12 protein-coding genes are annotated in these 16,150 nt (G+C 70.7%); 1 reads left to right on the forward strand and 11 read right to left on the reverse strand.

From position 1 onward, the window contains the following. Positions 1-175: 175 nt before the first annotated feature. From narI to OHU89_RS00885, 6 genes are all read right to left on the reverse strand, one after another. The gene (gene narI / locus OHU89_RS00860; protein WP_405638880.1) at positions 176-946 is read right to left on the reverse strand and encodes a respiratory nitrate reductase subunit gamma; all 771 of its coding nucleotides are present in this window, start codon (positions 944-946) and stop codon (positions 176-178) included. Further along, positions 943-1,590, reverse strand: a complete 648-nt coding sequence (narJ, locus tag OHU89_RS00865) for a nitrate reductase molybdenum cofactor assembly chaperone (protein WP_405638882.1) — start codon at positions 1,588-1,590, stop codon at positions 943-945. The genes narI and narJ overlap by 4 nt, the downstream gene beginning before the upstream one ends. After that, positions 1,587-3,260, reverse strand: coding sequence for a nitrate reductase subunit beta (narH, locus tag OHU89_RS00870; RefSeq protein WP_405638884.1), 1,674 nt, complete (start codon positions 3,258-3,260; stop codon positions 1,587-1,589). The genes narJ and narH overlap by 4 nt, the downstream gene beginning before the upstream one ends. Beyond that, positions 3,260-6,949 carry a nitrate reductase subunit alpha gene (locus tag OHU89_RS00875; protein WP_405654239.1) on the reverse strand — a complete coding sequence of 1,230 codons (3,690 nt, stop codon included), beginning with the start codon at positions 6,947-6,949 and terminating at the stop codon, positions 3,260-3,262. The genes narH and OHU89_RS00875 overlap by 1 nt, the downstream gene beginning before the upstream one ends. A gap of 305 nt (positions 6,950-7,254) precedes the next feature. Beyond that, complete coding sequence (locus OHU89_RS00880) at positions 7,255-7,731, reverse strand: hemerythrin domain-containing protein (RefSeq protein ID WP_405638886.1); 477 nt, start codon at positions 7,729-7,731, stop codon at positions 7,255-7,257. Positions 7,732-7,776: 45 nt separating this feature from the next. Further along, positions 7,777-8,988, reverse strand: a complete 1,212-nt coding sequence (locus OHU89_RS00885; RefSeq protein WP_405654242.1) for an MFS transporter — start codon at positions 8,986-8,988, stop codon at positions 7,777-7,779. A gap of 378 nt (positions 8,989-9,366) precedes the next feature. On the opposite strand from OHU89_RS00885, the gene OHU89_RS00890 reads away from it, so the two are divergent. Further along, positions 9,367-9,789 carry a pyridoxamine 5'-phosphate oxidase family protein gene (locus OHU89_RS00890; protein ID WP_405638887.1) on the forward strand — a complete coding sequence of 141 codons (423 nt, stop codon included), beginning with the start codon at positions 9,367-9,369 and terminating at the stop codon, positions 9,787-9,789. 264 nt (positions 9,790-10,053) lie between these two features. On the opposite strand, the gene OHU89_RS00895 is transcribed toward OHU89_RS00890, so the two are convergent. The 5 genes from OHU89_RS00895 to OHU89_RS00915 all read right to left on the reverse strand — a co-directional run bounded on the left by OHU89_RS00895 (position 10,054) and on the right by OHU89_RS00915 (position 16,148). Further along, positions 10,054-11,034, reverse strand: a complete 981-nt coding sequence (locus OHU89_RS00895; RefSeq protein ID WP_405638889.1) for an Acg family FMN-binding oxidoreductase — start codon at positions 11,032-11,034, stop codon at positions 10,054-10,056. 32 nt (positions 11,035-11,066) lie between these two features. Beyond that, a complete protein-coding gene (locus OHU89_RS00900; protein ID WP_405638891.1) occupies positions 11,067-11,513 on the reverse strand; it encodes a hypothetical protein in 447 nt (148 codons plus the stop codon). After that, positions 11,513-14,131 (reverse strand): multicopper oxidase domain-containing protein, encoded by a 2,619-nt coding sequence (locus OHU89_RS00905; RefSeq protein WP_405638893.1) that lies wholly within the window; start codon positions 14,129-14,131, stop codon positions 11,513-11,515. The genes OHU89_RS00900 and OHU89_RS00905 overlap by 1 nt, the downstream gene beginning before the upstream one ends. Then, positions 14,112-15,386 carry a TIGR04053 family radical SAM/SPASM domain-containing protein gene (locus OHU89_RS00910; RefSeq protein ID WP_405638895.1) on the reverse strand — a complete coding sequence of 425 codons (1,275 nt, stop codon included), beginning with the start codon at positions 15,384-15,386 and terminating at the stop codon, positions 14,112-14,114. The genes OHU89_RS00905 and OHU89_RS00910 overlap by 20 nt, the downstream gene beginning before the upstream one ends. Before the next feature lie 258 nt (positions 15,387-15,644). Beyond that, positions 15,645-16,148 carry a hypothetical protein gene (locus tag OHU89_RS00915; protein ID WP_405638897.1) on the reverse strand — a complete coding sequence of 168 codons (504 nt, stop codon included), beginning with the start codon at positions 16,146-16,148 and terminating at the stop codon, positions 15,645-15,647. Positions 16,149-16,150: the final 2 nt, after the last annotated feature.

Below are 16,150 nucleotides of genomic sequence, written 5' to 3' on the forward strand. Positions count from 1 at the left end.
GCGCCGGGGTGAAGCCAAGGGATTCGGTGGTTGCTCTCCAAGTCGTCGATGACCAGGTCGTGCAGATCGCGGGCGATACGGTCGCGGACACTCATGACCAGGCAGAAGCATGACGCGCACCTTCAACGATCGGTGTCGACGCGCGTCTCTCCGCTCTGGTCGGTGGACCAGCCGTTCACGACCCCACTCGATCCCAGCCCCGACGCGGACGGCGCGCGCCGAGCCGTGCGTCGCGGCTTCGGTAGACGATGTAGGGGCGGGTCAGATAGCCCAGCGGCGCGGTGAGCATGTGGACGAGCCGGGTGAAGGGCCAGGCCGCGAACAGCAGCAGGGCACTTGCGGCGTGGAGCTGGAACAGCACCGGGGCGCCGGTCATCAGGTCCGGATCGGGCTGGAAGTAGAAGATGGAGCGGAACCACGGGGAGATGGTTTCGCGGTAGTCGTAGCCGCCGCCGACGACATTGGCAGCCACCGTCGCGGACAGGCCGAGCACGAGGGTCACCGTCAGAGAGACGTACATGGCCTTGTCGTTGCGGGTGGTGGCGGAGAAGACCGGGCCTACGGTGCGACGCCGGTAGATCAGGATGGCCAGCCCGCCGAGTGTGGCGACGCCTGCGATGGTCCCGAGGACGACCGCGCCGATGTGGTACGTGTGCTCGCTCACCCCGATCGTCTCGGTCCAGCTCTTGGGGATGACCAGACCGCCGATGTGGCCGAGGAGCACGACGAGGATTCCGAAGTGGAAGAGCGGGCTGCCGATGCGCAGCAGTCGGTTCTCGTAGAGCTGGGAGGAGCGGGTGGTCCAGCCGAACTTGTCGTAGCGGTAGCGCCAGACGTGGCCGAGGACGAACACCGCGAGGCAGACGTAGGGCAGGGCGACCCACAGGAGGTTGCCACCGGTGCCTGCCTCCGCGGCCAGGGTGTGGGGCTGCGCGGGTGCCGTCATCGGGGACCTCCTACAACGGGGTCGGGCAGGAAGACGGGGGATGCGTACGGGTCGAGTCCGACCTGCTCCTCGGGCGGGCCCTGGGCGGCCAGACGCATGACGGCTTCGCGGTCGTCGCCGGCGAGGGCGGGCAGGGTGGCGGATACGGAGTCCAGGATGTGCGCCCAGGGCGAGCTGTCGTCGTTCAGGGCCAGGCGGAGGAGTTCCAGGCCGGCGCGGTGTTCGGTGAGCAGGCGCGCTCCGGCGGCGGGGTCGGTGGCGGCGAATTCCAGGACGACGGCGAGGTGGTCGGGCAGTTCGTTGTCGGCGAGGTGCCATCCGGCCGCGGTGTAGGTCTGCTTCAGCCGTAGCAGGGCGAGGCCGCGTTTCCGGGTGTCGCCGTGTGCGTAGTAGGTCAGGTAGAGACAGCAGCGTTTGCGGTGGTCGAAGGTGGCGACGTAGGTGGCGGCCAGCTCCGTCAGTGGGGTGCGGTCGACGCGTTCGACGAAGCGCACGAGGGGATGTCCCACCGACCGCGGCTGAGTGGCGGCGACCTTGAGTGCCAGGGTGAGGCGGTCGGGGAGCTGGTCGTCGGGGTAGGCCAGCAGTAGGGACTGGGCCTGCCAGGCCATGGCGTTGCGGGCATGCGTGGCCAGGTGCTTCATGTCACGGAGCCGTTCTCGTCGTCCGCGGCCGGCGGGAAGAGGCCGGGTGGGGAGCTCTTGCCGTCCCAGTTGAGGAGGTTCACGCGGGTGGCTTTGTCGGTCGGCGTGGCCGGGGTGTCGGAGGTCTGTCGGTCGCGCAGGGCGTGGAAGTTCTCCACGGCGATGGGGGCGGCGCCGCCGGAGGTCTCGCCGAAGGGGCCGGAGCCGCCCATGCCGGGGCCGCCTTCGTAGTCGAGGCTGCACTCGGTGGCCAACTCCTCCAGTTTGTGGGCCTGTTCAGCATGGGCGGGCGGGATGACGTACCGCTCGTCGTACTTCGCCAGTGCCAGCAGTCGGTACATGTCGTAGACCTGCTCGCCGGTCATGCCGACCGCCTTGGGGATGGCTTCGTTCGGTTCGCGTCCCAAGTTGATATCGCGCATGTACGCGCGCATCGCGGCCAGCCGGTGCAGGACCATGTCGACGGGGGCCGGGTCGCCCGCGGTGAAGAGCTGGGCGAGGTAGTCGACGGGGATGCGCAGGGCGTCGACGGCGGCGAAGAGGTTGCGGTGGTGCTCGGCGTCCTGGCCGGTGTCGCGGACGGCGTCGACCACCGGGGACAACGGCGGGATGTACCAGACCATGGGCATGGTGCGGTACTCGGGATGAAGCGGCAGGGCCACCTTGTAGGTGTTGATCAGCGCGTGGATCGGGGAACGCTGCGCGGCCTCGATCCAGTCCCGCGGGATGCCCGCCTGCTCCGCCGCCCGTACGACGGCGGGGTCGTTCGGGTCGAGGAAGACCTTCCGCTGGGCCTCGTACAGGCCGGTGTCTTCGGGGGTGGAGGCGGCTTCCAGGACGCGATCGGCGTCGTAGAGGACGAGCCCGATATAGCGCAGCCGGCCCACACAGGTCTCGGAGCAGACGGTGGGCAGGCCGACCTCGACGCGGGGGAAGCAGAAGGTGCACTTCTCGGCCTTGCCGGTGCGGTGGTTGAAGTACACCTTCTTGTACGGGCAGCCCGTCACGCACATCCGCCAGCCCCGGCACTTGTCCTGGTCGACCAGGACGATGCCGTCCTCCTCCCGCTTGTAGATGGCGCCGGAGGGGCAGGAGGCCGCGCAGGACGGGTTGAGGCAGTGTTCGCAGATCCGCGGCAGGTAGAACATGAAGGTCTGCTCGAACTCGAACTTGATCTTCTCCGAGACCTCGTTCAGCAACACGTCCTGCTCGCTGGTCGCAGCCGATCCGCCGAGGTCGTCGTCCCAGTTCGCGGACCAGGAGATCTTCATGTCCTTGCCGGAGATCAGGGACTTGGGGCGGGCGACCGGGGTGTGCTCCTGGAGCGGGGCGTTGGTCAGGGTCTCGTAGTCGTAGGTCCAGGGCTCGTAGTAGTCGTCGAGGGACGGCAGCACCGGGTTGGAGAAGATCTGGATCAGCTTCTTGAACCGGCCGCCCGCCTTCAGCGCGAGGCGGCCCTTCTTGTTCAGCTCCCAGCCGCCCTTCCAGGTGTCCTGGTCCTCGTAGCGGCGGGGGTAGCCCTGGCCGGGGCGGGTCTCGACGTTGTTGAACCACACGTACTCGACGCCGGTGCGGTTGGTCCACGCCTGTTTGCAGGTGACCGAGCAGGTGTGGCAGCCGATGCACTTGTCGAGGTTCATCACCATCGCCATCTGAGCCATGACGCGCATCAGTACGTCACCTCCTGGTTGCTGCGGCGGCGGATGACGGTGACCTCGTCACGCTGGTTGCCGGTCGGGCCCAGGTAGTTGAAGGCGTAGGAGAGCTGGGCGTAGCCGCCGATCAGATGGCTGGGTTTGATCAGCAGGCGGGTCAGGGAGTTGTGGATGCCGCCGCGACGGCCCGTGGTCTCGGTGCGGGGCACGTCGATGAGGCGGTCCTGGGCATGGTGCATGTAGACCGTGCCCTCCGGCATGCGGTGCGAGACGACCGCGCGGGCGGCGACCACGCCGTTGCGGTTGACCGCCTCCACCCAGTCGTTGTCCTTCACTCCGACCTTGGCCGCGTCCTGCGTGCTCATCCAGATGGTCGGGCCGCCCCGGGACAGCGAGAGCATGAAGAGGTTGTCCTGGTACTCGGAGTGGATGGACCACTTGTTGTGCGGGGTCAGGTAGCGCACCGTCACGCCGAGCTCGCCCGTCTCGCCGATGCGGGGCTCGTCGAACAGGGCGTGCATGTTCAACGGTGGACGGTAGACGGGGAGTTGTTCGCCGAGTGCGGTGATCCAGTCGTGGTCGAGGTAGAAGTGCTGGCGGCCGGTGAGAGTGTGCCAGGGCTTGAGGCGCTCGACGTTGATGGTGAACGGGGAGTAGCGGCGTCCTCCGCTCTCGGAGCCGGACCATTCCGGTGAGGTGATGACCGGCACGGGGGCGGCCTGGGTGTCGGCGAAGGTGATCTGCTTGCCCTCGTGTTCGGCGGCCAGGTCCGCGAGTTGTGTGCCGGTGCGGGCTTCGAGGGTGTGGAAGCCCTGGGTGGCCAGGTGCCCGTTGGTGGTGCCGGACAGGGCGAGAATCGCCTCGCAGGCGTGTGTGTCACGGGCGATCGAGGGCCGCCCGTCGGCCGTGCCGCCGCGCACGGTGCCGTTCTTGTGGCGCAGGTACTCCAGCTCGCGGTCGACCTTGAACGTGACGCCCTTGGTGGTCGCTCCCAGGGTGTCCAGCAGGGGGCCGAGAGCACCCATCTTGTCGGCGACGGCGGCGTAGTCTCGTTCCACGGTCACCAGCTTCGGCATCGTGCGGCCGGGCACCGGCTCGCACTCCCCCGCTTTCCAGTCGAGGACCCGGCCGTGCGGGTTGGCCATCTCGTCCGGAGTGTCGTGCTGCAGCGCGGCGGCGACCACGTCCTTGCGGACGCCCAGGTGATCGGCGGCCTGGCGGCTGAACTCCTTGGCAATGGTGTGGAAGGCGTCCCAGTCGGTGCGGGTCTGCCACGGTGGGGCGATGGCCGGGTTGAAGGCGTGCACGAAGGGGTGCATGTCCGTGCTGGACAGGTCGTGTTTCTCGTACCAGGTCGCGGCGGGCAGGACGACGTCCGAGAACACCGTGGTGCTGGTCATGCGGAAGTCCAGGGACAGCAGCAGGTCCAGCTTGCCCTCGGGTGCCTCCTCCCGCCACACCACGTCTCGGGGGCGGGCGTCCGGTGGCGCCTCGGTCGCCCGCACCGAGTGGTCGGTGCCGAGCAGGTGCTTGAGGAAGTACTCGTTGCCCTTGGCCGAGGAGCCCAGCAGATTGGCCCGCCAGACGGTCAGCACCCGGGGGAAGTTCTCGGGTGCGTCCGGGTCCTCGCCCGCGAACCGCAACCGCCCGGCCTTCAGTTCGTCCACCACATGCTCGGCGACCGGACGGCCCGCGCTGTCGGCCTCGTCGGCCAGGTCGAGGGGGTTGCGGTCGAAGGTCGGATACGACGGCATCCAGCCCATCCGCGCCGACTGCGCGATCACATCCGCCGTGCTCTTCCCGGCGAACGGACCGCCCGTGCCCGGACCGGCCGCGGCGAGGGTGTCCGCGGAGAACGGGTCGTAGCGGAACTGGTCGGCGTGCAGGTACCAGTACGCGGTCTGGATCATCAGCCGGGCCGGGCGGTTCCAGTCGGCGGCGGTGGCGATCGCCGAGTAGCCGGTGATCGGGCGGACCTTCTCCTGCCCGACGTAGTGCGCCCAGCCACCGCCGTTGACCCCCTGACAGCCGGTCAGCGTGGTCAACGTCAAAAACGCGCGGTAGATGGTGTCGGAGTGGAACCAGTGGTTGGTACCAGCCCCCATGATGATCATCGAACGGCCACCGGACTCCTCGGCATTGGCCGCGAACTCCCGCGCGATCCGCGCCGCCTTCCCGGCCTCCACTCCGGTGATCGCCGCCTGCCAGGCCGGGGTGTACGGCTCCTCCGCATCCTCGTACGAGGACGGCCACCGACCGGGCAGTCCGTCGCGGGCCACTCCATACTGGGCCAGCAGCAGGTCGTACACCGTGGTCACCAGCCGCCCGGCGACCCGCTGAACGGGTACGCCGCGCCGCAGTAGCGCCGCGCTGCCGTCCGGGGCGTCGAAGCGGGCCAGGTCGACGGTCACCGGGGCCTCGTCGCCGCCCTCGGCGGAGAGCAACGGTTGGATGTCGCCGAGCTCGAGGTTCCACTTGCCGGCGCCGCTCTCGCCGTAACGGTCGCCGAGCGTGCCATTGGGCACCACCGGCCGGCCGGTGGCCGCGTCCAGCAGCACGGTCCGGAACTCCGCGTGCTCGGCCTCCGCATACTCGCCGCCGAGGTCGGCGGCGGTCAGGAACTTGCCCGGCGTGAAGGTGCCCGGCCGGTCCTCGGCCTCGTCGAGGGCGACCAGGAAGGGCAGATCCGTGTACTTCTTGACGTACTGGGTGAAGTACGGCGTGCTGCGGTCGACGAAGAACTCCTTGAGGATCACATGCCCCATGGCCATCGCCAGCGCGCCGTCGGTGCCGGGCTGCGCGGGAAGCCACTCGTCGGCGAACTTCACGTTGTCCGCATAGTCCGGGGACACGGCGACGACCTTCTGGCCGCGGTAGCGGGCCTCGGCCATCCAGTGCGCGTCCGGCGTGCGGGTCACGGGCACGTTCGACCCCCACATGATCAGATAGCCGGCGTCCCACCAGTCCCCCGACTCCGGTACGTCCGTCTGGTCCCCGAACACCTGCGGCGAGGCCACGGGCAGGTCCGCGTACCAGTCGTAGAAGGACAGCATCGCGCCGCCGAGCAGTGAGTAGAAGCGGGCACCGGCCGCGTGGGAGACCATCGACATCGCCGGGATCGGCGAGAAGCCGGCCAGCCGGTCCGGGCCGTGCTCCTTGATGGTGTGCACATGGGCGGCGGCGACCATCTCCACCGCCTCCTCCCAACTCGCCCGCACCAGGCCGCCCTTGCCGCGCGCGGCCTTGTAACGCCGGGCACGCTCCGGGTCGGACACGATGTCCGCCCAGGCCGCCACCGGGTCACCGAGGCGCGCCTTGGCCTCGCGATACATCTGCAGCAGCACGCCCCGCACATAGGGGTAGCGGACCCGGGTGGGCGAGTAGGTGTACCAGGAGAAGGCGGCACCGCGCGGGCAGCCGCGCGGCTCGTACTCGGGGCGATCCGGGCCGACGGACGGATAGTCGGTCTGCTGGGCCTCCCAGGTGATGATGCCGTCCTTGACGTACACCTTCCACGAGCAGGAGCCGGTGCAGTTCACCCCGTGCGTGGAGCGCACCACCTTGTCGTGCGACCAGCGGTCCCGGTAGAACTCGTCCGCCTCCCGGCCGCCGTTTCGGTACAGGGTGCGCAGGTCGTCGGAGACCTCCGCCCGGGTGAAGAACCGGCGGCTGCGCACCAGCGCCTCCACCAGATCGCCGTCCATGCCCGTCCGCGTCTGTTCCCGGCTGCTCTCCACGCTCACCGTGCCACTCCGCCCCGGGCGCCGCGGGCCCGTTCGAATTGCGATCGGTTCCGGCAGCACATGACCCTACGACCGCCGCCCCCCGGAAGGTCAACAGCCAGACCACGAACAATGCGGGGCTTGGCAGGGATCATCTGCGTGCAAGGGCGGTTCCCGGCTCCGTGTGACCATGCCGAGTCAGCAAAGCTCCGTACCCCCACTCTCGGTGAGAGAGGGTAGGGAGCCTGCGGGACTGCTGCCCTGCCGGAGGCGGACGAGGCTGCCTTTCAGGGGGCTGACCGGGACAGGGTGCTGCCCGCTGTGACGCGTGCGGCCTCGACCGCTTCCCACTCCTCCGTGCTGAGGTTGGCGAGGGCGGCCGGGAAGACGCCGTCCTGTTCCTTGAGGATGTGGTCGCGCAGCAGAGCCATCGCCTCCATCAGCCGGTCCGGCCAGGTCGGGTCCTCGGGCGTGGCACCGTCGGCGGCCTCGGCGAGCACCGCCTCGATGCGACGGTGCTCGGCCTCAAGAGCGGCGATCCGGTCGGGGAAGTCCGTGGCCAGGGCGGGGAACAGGCCCTGCTCCTCGACCTGGGTGTGCGGGCCGAGCACCCTCGCGATCTCCCGGGAGACCTCCGCCATCCGGGCAACGCTGCCGGCCTGGTGGGCCGGGCGGAGGTGGCTGATGAGGCGGACGACCTCCTCGTGCTCCTGGGTCAGTTCGTCGATGGTCTCCAGGGCCTGGCAGCCGCAGTACTCGCACATCGGTCTTCTCCCTTGTTCCCGGCCCGTCGTTCTCGTCGCTCGTCCTTACGCGGTGGTGCCTGCGGTGCGGTGCCCGTGGCGACGGCCGGTGCGCGGCTTCCGCTCGCCGCCTTCGGTTGCGGAGCGCACACCGGTGAGTGTGAAGACCAGCGCGGCGGCGGCCACGATCGCGAGCAGGGCGAGGCCGGCGGCGTATGTCCCGTACTCGCCGTACAGCGAGCCCATCACCAGCGGCGGCAGGAAGCCGCCCAGACCGCCGGCGGCGCCGACCACACCGGTGACCGAGCCGATCTGGTTGGCCGGGGTCCGCTTGGCCACCAGGGCGAAGGTCGCTCCACTGCCCGCGCCGAGCGCGGCGGCCATGGCCAGGAAGGCAATCGTGCCCACCGGTGCCAGGGCCGGGGTGAACGACTGCACGACCGCACCGGCCACGACCACGGCCAGCGAGCCGGCCAGTACCCGGACCGGGCCCAGGCGGTCGGACAGCCAGCCGCCGATCGGGCGCATCGCCACGGCGAGGAGCACGAACCCGGCCATGCGGTTGGCGGCGTCGGCCTGAGTCAGGCCGTAGCCGGTCTTGAGGTAAGTGGGCAGGTAGACGGAGAACGCGACGTAGCCACCGAAGGCGACCGCGTACAGCGCGGATGCGTGCCAGGTGATTCCCAGCCGCAGCGTCGCCGCCAGACGGCGCGCCAGCCTCTCGGTCGGCACGGTGCGGCCGGGAGCGTCGCGCAGCAGCAGGGCGGCGGTCACGGCGTACACGGCGAGCACCGCGGCGGTGATCAGGAACGGGGTGGACATACTGCTCGCGTCGACCAGCTTCACCGTGGTCAGGGCACTGATGGCGGTGCCGCCCATGCCGGCGCCGAAGACGCCGATGGCGAGGCCGCGCCGCTCGGGCGGGAACCAGGCGTTGACGAACGGCACACCGACGGCGAAGGCGGTGCCGCCGATGCCGAGGAAGAAGCCGCCGAACAGCAAGGCCGCGAGGGAGGAGTGCCCTGCCAGGCCGAGGTAGAGCACCGGCACGATGGTGGCCGCCGACACGATCGGGAACATCACCCGCCCGCCGAACCGGTCGGTCAGCGCCCCGACCGGGATGCGGCCCAGCGAGCCGACCACGACAGGCACCGCCACCAGCAGCGACTGCTCGAACGACGACAGGTCGAGGCCGTCCTTGAACCGGGGGCCGAGCGGGCTGAGCAGCGCCCACGCCCAGAAGTTCACGGCGAAACCGACGGTGGCCAGGGCCAGCATCAGCCATGCCTGGCGGGACACCGGCACACCCGACGGTGAGCTTCCGCTCTTCGGCTTCAACTCCTGGACCATGTTGTCCGTCCTTTTCCTCTTCGCAGTGGTGCTGCGAGACCGGGATCGCATGTGCACCGCGGGCCCGTTGCCCGCGGAACGCCTTCCGGTCACCACTCTTCGCATCCGGGCTCACCAAGGCATGGGGCCATGAGTCCCTACCGACAGACAGAGGGTCCCTGGGTTCGGACCCGGCGGTCCCTGCTCGCGGCCCCGTGTACCGCGTTGCCCGCGCGGCTCCCGCGCAACGAGGGCCGCTTTCGCATGGTGTGGGGTAGGGCCACTCGGCCCTACCCCCCGCACGACGACCGCGGGGACGATGGACTGATGTTCCAGAACGACGCCTTTCGCGGACTCGACCGACAGGAGTGCCTGCGCCTGCTCGCCAAGGTGCCGGTCGGCCGCGTGGTCTACACCCGGCAGGCCCTGCCCGCGGTCCTCCCCATCAACTTCTCCCTGGACACGGACTCCTCCGTCCTGCTGTCGACCTCGCCGGACTCGGACCTCGTACGCGCCGTCGACGGCGTCGTGGTCGCCTTCGAGGCGGACGAGTTCGACGCGGTGTCCCGGTCCGGCTGGAGTGTCGTCGTCACCGGCCGGGCCACCGTGGTGACCGATCCCGCCGAGCACGAGCGGCTGTCGCAGTCCGGCCCCACGTCCTGGATGCCTCTGCAGGACGCGGTGTTCGTACGGATCGAGTCGGAGCTGGTCACCGGACGCGGCCTGAAGGGAACGCACGGTTTGGAGTGAGGCACGCCGGCCGGGCTCCGGTTGGGGCTGTGCCACGTGGCCCGCGTCGTGATCTCCCGCTGCGTGCAGGGTCCGCACCGTCCGTTCGAGGCGGGTCGGCGAGGTGGCCCCAAACTGCCATGGGCAGATGCGCGTCGAGCGAGCAGAAGAGACCGTGGGCACTTCAGGCAGGCGTGACCGCCTTTCCGGCGAGACGGCGTGGGTCCGCGCGGAGCGCTCCTGAACCTGCTGAAGGAGGTCCCGCTCCACCTCTCCGTGCTGCCGTTACTGGGCCCGCTTGGCGAATCCTCGTGGTGTGACGGCACCGTCCGGGCCGTAGCCGAAGCGGATCAGCACGTGCGGATGGCACCGCTTGTGTCGTGGGAGGGCCGTCGCAGCCCGCAGGTCGGGCCATTCCATGGCCTGGTGCAGGAGCGAGGTGCGCAGCCCGTGAGCGGTCGCCGTGAGGAGTACGTACTGCAGGGCCTGACCGGCCCGCAGCCAGTCGTCCCGCCGGTCGTGGGGCGTCCACAGCAGGGCCAGCTGGACGTGGCGTTCGAACCACAGGGCCGGCAGCCGGAGGGGCGGCGGCGCGCCGGTGAAGTCCCGCATCGGCACCCGCCCGCCGGCGTCGGGCGGGCCGAGGGCGGTGACGGGAATCCCGTAGAGGGTGTCCGCTCCCGGGGCTGTGATCCATCTACGGGTTTCGGCGCTGCGCCCCGGGTGGGTGTGATTGCGTGCTTCGGCCTGGGCGGTCAGGCGCAGCAGCCGCCGTGTCCCGGCGATGTCCGGTAGGTGAAGGCGTGCCCCGGCGGCGTGCGCGGCCGACGTCATCTGCGCCACGATCGGTTCGGGCACCGGGCGGCCGGTGAACGGCCTCCGGCTCGTGCGGCGCCGTGCGATGGCCTCGTAGAGCCCAGGGGCCGCCGGCTGGTCGTCCGTGCCGAGCGGGCCGGTCAGTCGTACGACGGCCAGCAGGCCGAGGTCGTGCGGGTCCGGCAACAGCCTCACCTCCGGTCGCCGGCCCTGGTGGACGGCGGCGAGGCGGAGGTTGAAGAGCGCCGCGCCGACGGACAAGTACTGGGCACGGCGCATCGGGTCGGTCAGCGGCAGTGTCCGCTCCGGCACCGAGCGGACCTCCAGCACCTGGCTGTCGGGGTCGAAGCGAAAGCGCCAGGGCTGTGTGTTGTGGATCGACGGGGCTGATACGGCGGCCGCCAGCAGCGATTCCACGGTGACTGCGTCCAGCACTGCTTGGGTGCGCATGATGTCTCCTCCTTCTTCGTCGTGGTCCCCGGTCAAGTGGCGGGCAGGGCCGTCGCGAGCAGGACGACGCCGAGTGAGCCGACCAGGGAGACGACCGCGAGGGCGCGGGCCAGGTCGGCGCGACCCTTGGCGTGGGCGATTCCGTGTCCAGCCGCTGCGAGCATCACCAGCACGAACAGGGCGAGTTTGGTGGCCAGGGTGCGGCCGTAGCCGGGTTCGGCGAGGGAAGCCCACGTGACTCCCTTGTGCCAGGCCATGGCCCAGCCGGTGGCCAGCTGCACGGGGAGGAACACCGCTCCGGTGAGTATCCCGAACCGGCGGCCGGCTGCAGCGGTGAACGTGTCCTTGGCCTCCGGGGCGAGCAAGTGGCGGGCGAGCGGCAGGATCACCAGGGAGAGGGCCAGTTGCCCGCCGACCCAGAGGGCCGCGCCGGCCACATGTGCGAACCGCACCACGGACCACCAACCGACGGTGTCCATCAGTCGCTCACCTCCACCGTGCCGTGCGCGCCCGCCTCGGTATGGCGCATGTCGTGGTCGACGAAGGCGTAGTGGCCGGCCTCGGGGAACGTCGTCTCGACGAAGCCGCCCTGCGCCGCAGCCAGGTCCAGCACCTGTGCGCCGCCCGCATCCCCGGGCTTCAGCAGGTAGGCGCCTTCCTTGTACACGGTGTCGAAGACGGTGCCGACGACGTGGAAGGCGATGCCGTCGCTGGGACCTGCGGCGACCACCCAGAAGCGGGCTCGCTCGCCGGCCTGCACCTTCAGCGGCTGCTCGGCGTACTGGTTGGCGATGCCGTTGAACACCCAGGCGTCCGGGGTGTTCTGACGCATCTTCGTCACCTGGGCGGTGCTGCCGGGCGTGCCGAGGTAGAGCTCGGAGGAGACCAGCACGTATGCGTGGTCGACCTTCGCCAGGCCCGGCGGGTCGATGACGACGGCGCCGTACATGCCGTTGCCGATGTGCTGGAGCATCGGTGCGGTGCTGCAGTGGTACAGCCATGCCCCGGCCTTCTCGGCGCGGAACCGGTAGACCAGGCGTTCTCCGGGCTGGATCGTGCGCATGGGCCGGTCGGGGGCGAGAGAGCCGGCGTGGAAGTCGATGCCGTGGCCCATGCCCTGGTCGTCGTTGACGAGGGTGACCTCGAAGACGTCGCCGATCCTGCCGTGCAGAGTGGGCCCTGGTGCGGTGCCGCCGAAGGTCCACATCTGCTGTTTCACGCCCGGAGCGACCTCCACCGTCGTGTGGGCGGCGTGCAGTTCGACTTTGTGCACCGTCCCGCCGGGCACGGGGGCGAGGTCGGCCTCGCGTGCCTGCCAGCCGGTGGAGAAGTCGGCGGAGAGGTCCAGGCCGCCGCCGTCGGCGGCAGCCGAGGTGTGGTCCTCGTGTCCGCCGCCGTCGGTTTCCGTGGCGTCCTTCACGACGACGTCCATGGTCATCCCGGCCGCCCGGTGGCCCGGCAGGGTGCACCACGCCTCGCGGTTCTCGGTGACCGGGCCGAGGTCGAGCTCGCGGGTGTCGCCCTTGGCGAGCATCGGGGTGGCGGGTCCGTCCTCGACCTTGAGGTCGTGGCGCTGGGCGTCGGCGTTGGTGACCTTCAGCCGCAGTGCGGTGCCCGCGGCGACCTCGATCCGGGCCGGACGGATGCGCATGTCGGTCAGGGTGACGGCGACCGTGCGAATCGTTCCGCTGCCCGTACCCGCCGTCCCGGCGGCGCTCGCCCCGCCGCTGGTGTCGCCGCTGTTCGCCACGAGCACGGCCAGCACGGTCACTACGGCACCTGCGGCGGTGCCCCACAGGACGGGGCGCCGCGACACGCCAGCGCCCCGGTCCGTGTCCTGGAGGAGACCCCGGCCGCTGCGGACCATCACGCGCACCGCCAGCGCGAGGAACGCGGCCCCGGCCGCCCCGGCCAGCAGCATGCCCGCCGTGCCGACGGGGCCGGGCAGCGGAAGCGCGAGCAGAGCTATGCCGGAGTTGAGGAGGACGAGCCTTGGTACCCAGCCCCGTTCGAGTACCACCCGCAGCACGGCGCGTTCCTTGGGACCGCTGGCGAGCACGATGGGCAGCAGGTAGGTGAGAGCGCCGATGAGGACCTGCGCGACGAGACCGACGAGCAGCATCGGGACCAGGGATCCCATGTCCTCGCGGAGCTCGCCGAGCGGCCGTGCGGCCAGGAGGACCACGTCCACGACCACGCTGACGACCAGCCATCCGACAGCGGCGGCCAGCATCCACGCGGCGGCCGCCGAGATCGCGGGCCGCCGGCGCACCGTACGGGCGAACAGCTGCGCCGCGACGGTGACACCGGCCGCATAGCCGGCGGTACCGAATACTGCGGCGGGACGCCATCCGGCCGACAGCCCGGCGACCGCGATCAGCAGGCCGCCCCCGGTCAGCACCAGCACCCGGCGTGCCAGCAGGGTGGTGCGCTCGGCCATACGCACACCCAGCACGGTGGGCCACAGCATGAACAGCGTGCCCAGCACGGGCAATCCGATCCAGCCGAGAAGGGTGACGTGCACATGGGCCAGCTTCAGCCCGGTGTAGTGCTGCGGGCCGGCTTTGCCGGTGGCCAGGAGCCAGCCCAGCACGGCGCCGATGACCAGCGCCGCCGCGGCGGCCCGGTAGTAGTCGGCGATCGGGGCGAGACGTCCGCCGAGCGCGCCGCGGCCCATGCGGACCAGCACCACCAGGTGCGCGGTGATCGCGGCGATCAGCAACGCGCAGCCGGCACCGGTGAGGACCGGCAGATCGGCCCATATGCCGGTGAGGACGCCGGCGGCCCCGATGTTGACGCCGGCCAGCCGGGCGTTGCTCCACCGCCGGTCGGGCAGCGGGGCGTGGAGCATGGCGACGGCGAAGTGCTCGCTCCACACCACGATGGCGGTGGTGGCGGCGCCGAGCAGGAACAGGTGGATGGCCAGCCAGCGGGCCACCGGCAGCGTCTGCTGTGCGGTCGCCGCCAGCAGCGCGAGCACCGCCCAGGCCGCGACCACGACGTGGGCGGCCAGGTGGCGGCTGCGCAGGCCGGACGCCTTGAACCTGTTGGGCGGGCTGCCACCGCCCGCAGCCGGGTCATCGTTCTTGCTGTACACGGCGCTCCTTGCCGCCCGGGGCAGCGGTCGGACGGGGACGAACGGGCGGCTCCGTTTCAGTGCTGTCGCCCAGGGTTGCGGCCAGTTCCCGCTGGTGGGGGAAGGAGCCGGGGACGTAGCCGCACCATGGCTCCTCGGCGTACGGGTCGCCGGTGACGCCGTACGCCCTGGACCGTGAGCCGCCGCAGACCCGACGGAACTCGCACGCACCGCACCTGCCGCCCAGCCGGTCGGGGTCTCGCAGGCCGGTGAACAGCTCCGAGGTGCGGTAGATCTCCGTCAGCGGCGTCTCCCGGACGCTTCCGGCACCCAGCGGCAGGAAGCCGCTCGGGTGCACGGTGCCGGTGTGCGAGATGAAGACGAAACCGCGGCCCGCGTTGACGTCCAGGGGCGGGCGCCGTACCCGGCGTGCTCCGGCGTCCAGGCCCAGTTCGGCGGCCCGCTCACGCAACTCCCGGTACAGCGAACCGAGTTCGAGCACCGGCACGTGGTCGTCGCCGGTGGCGGCGAGGATCTGGCGCTGCAGGGCGACACGGCGGAAGTGGTGGGCCTCGGTGGTCTTGGCGGGGACGGTCAGGCCCACGTCGTAGACGAAGTTGAGGACGTCCTCCACCTCACCGGACGTCAGCACGCCGAGGCTGCGGCCACGGCCCGTGGGCACCAGGAAGAAGGCGCTCCACAGCATCGCCCCGTGCTCGGCGACCAGACGGACGATGTCGGGAAGGTCGTGCAGGTTGTGCCGGGCGACCGTGGTGTTGATCTGCACCTTCATACCGAGGGCGCGGGCCGCGTCCCAAGCGTCCAGAGTCCAGCGGTAGACCCCGGGGACGCCGCGGAAGGTGTCGTGGATTTCGGGGGTGGACCCGTCCAGGCTCAGCGAGAGCCCGACCGCGCCTGCCGCATGCAGATCCCGCAGCCGCTCCGGTGCCAGCGTGGGGGTACCGGACGGGGACACCGCGACCCGGACGCCGATCTCCTGGCCGTAGGTGATGAGTTCGGTGAGGTCGGAGCGCTGGAAGGGGTCGCCGCCGGTGATGACGAACAGCGGGGCGGGCTGCCCGAAGGCGGCCACCTGGTGGAGCAGGTCCTTCGCGGCGGCGGTGTCCAGCTCGCGCGGGTCGCGGTCGGGCACGGCCTCGGCGCGGCAGTGCACGCAGGCCAGCGGGCAGGCCCGGGTGGACTCCCAGATGACGATGAACGGCCGCTCCCCCGCGTCATGCCGCTGGTGGCGTATGGCATGGGTGGCGGTGTTCATCGCGCGGCCCTTCCCAGCGCCCTGAGGCTGTGTCCGGCCGCCCGGGAGTCAGGGCAGACGAGGCGGGCGGCCGGACGGTGACCGGGCCGGACCGTGCGCGGCACCCACCGCGAGCGACAGCGGTGGAATCGGCCTCGAGGGTGGTGGTCGACGTGGTCGTGCACGGGATACCTCCGGATCGGTCGCCGTCAGCATCCACCGGCGGCGGTGGTCGGCGCGGCGGCCGAAGGTCTTCTCCAACAGGGCCGAAAGTCCCCTTCAGGAAGGGTTCGATGAGCGGGGGGCCAGGGCGTCCGCGGTGGCCACCAGGGCGACACCGACGCCGGTCAGTGCGGCTCCCAGGCCGGTGACCAGGGTGGTGAGGTGCCAGGCCTGGTAGGCGGACATCAGTGAGGCGCGCAGGGACTGGCCCATGAACGCGGTCTGGCGCAGTTTGGAGAGCTTCTCGTCGTCGCCTCCGGCGGCGTGCAGCTCCGCGGTGATCTCCGCATACGTGCGGCCACCGGTGGCAAGGGCGAGATTGCCCTTGATGAACTCGGCGTAGGCATGGGCTTCTGGGCCGGTTTCCACACGGTGGCCGGCATAGGCGGCCAGTTCGGCGGGCAGCCCGTGCCGGGGGAAGGTGATCTTCTGGGCGGCCAGCTCGGTACGGATCTCCCTCCTGCCGCTTCGGCCGCGCAGCACCATGACCGGCCCCGCGACTGTCAGGGCTGTACCGACCGTCCCGAGCAGGGTGCCGGCCCGACGGCGTGATGCGTCCATGA

This window comes from Streptomyces sp. NBC_00019 (assembly GCF_045041015.1).
Classification (GTDB): Bacteria; Actinomycetota; Actinomycetes; order Streptomycetales; family Streptomycetaceae; genus Streptomyces.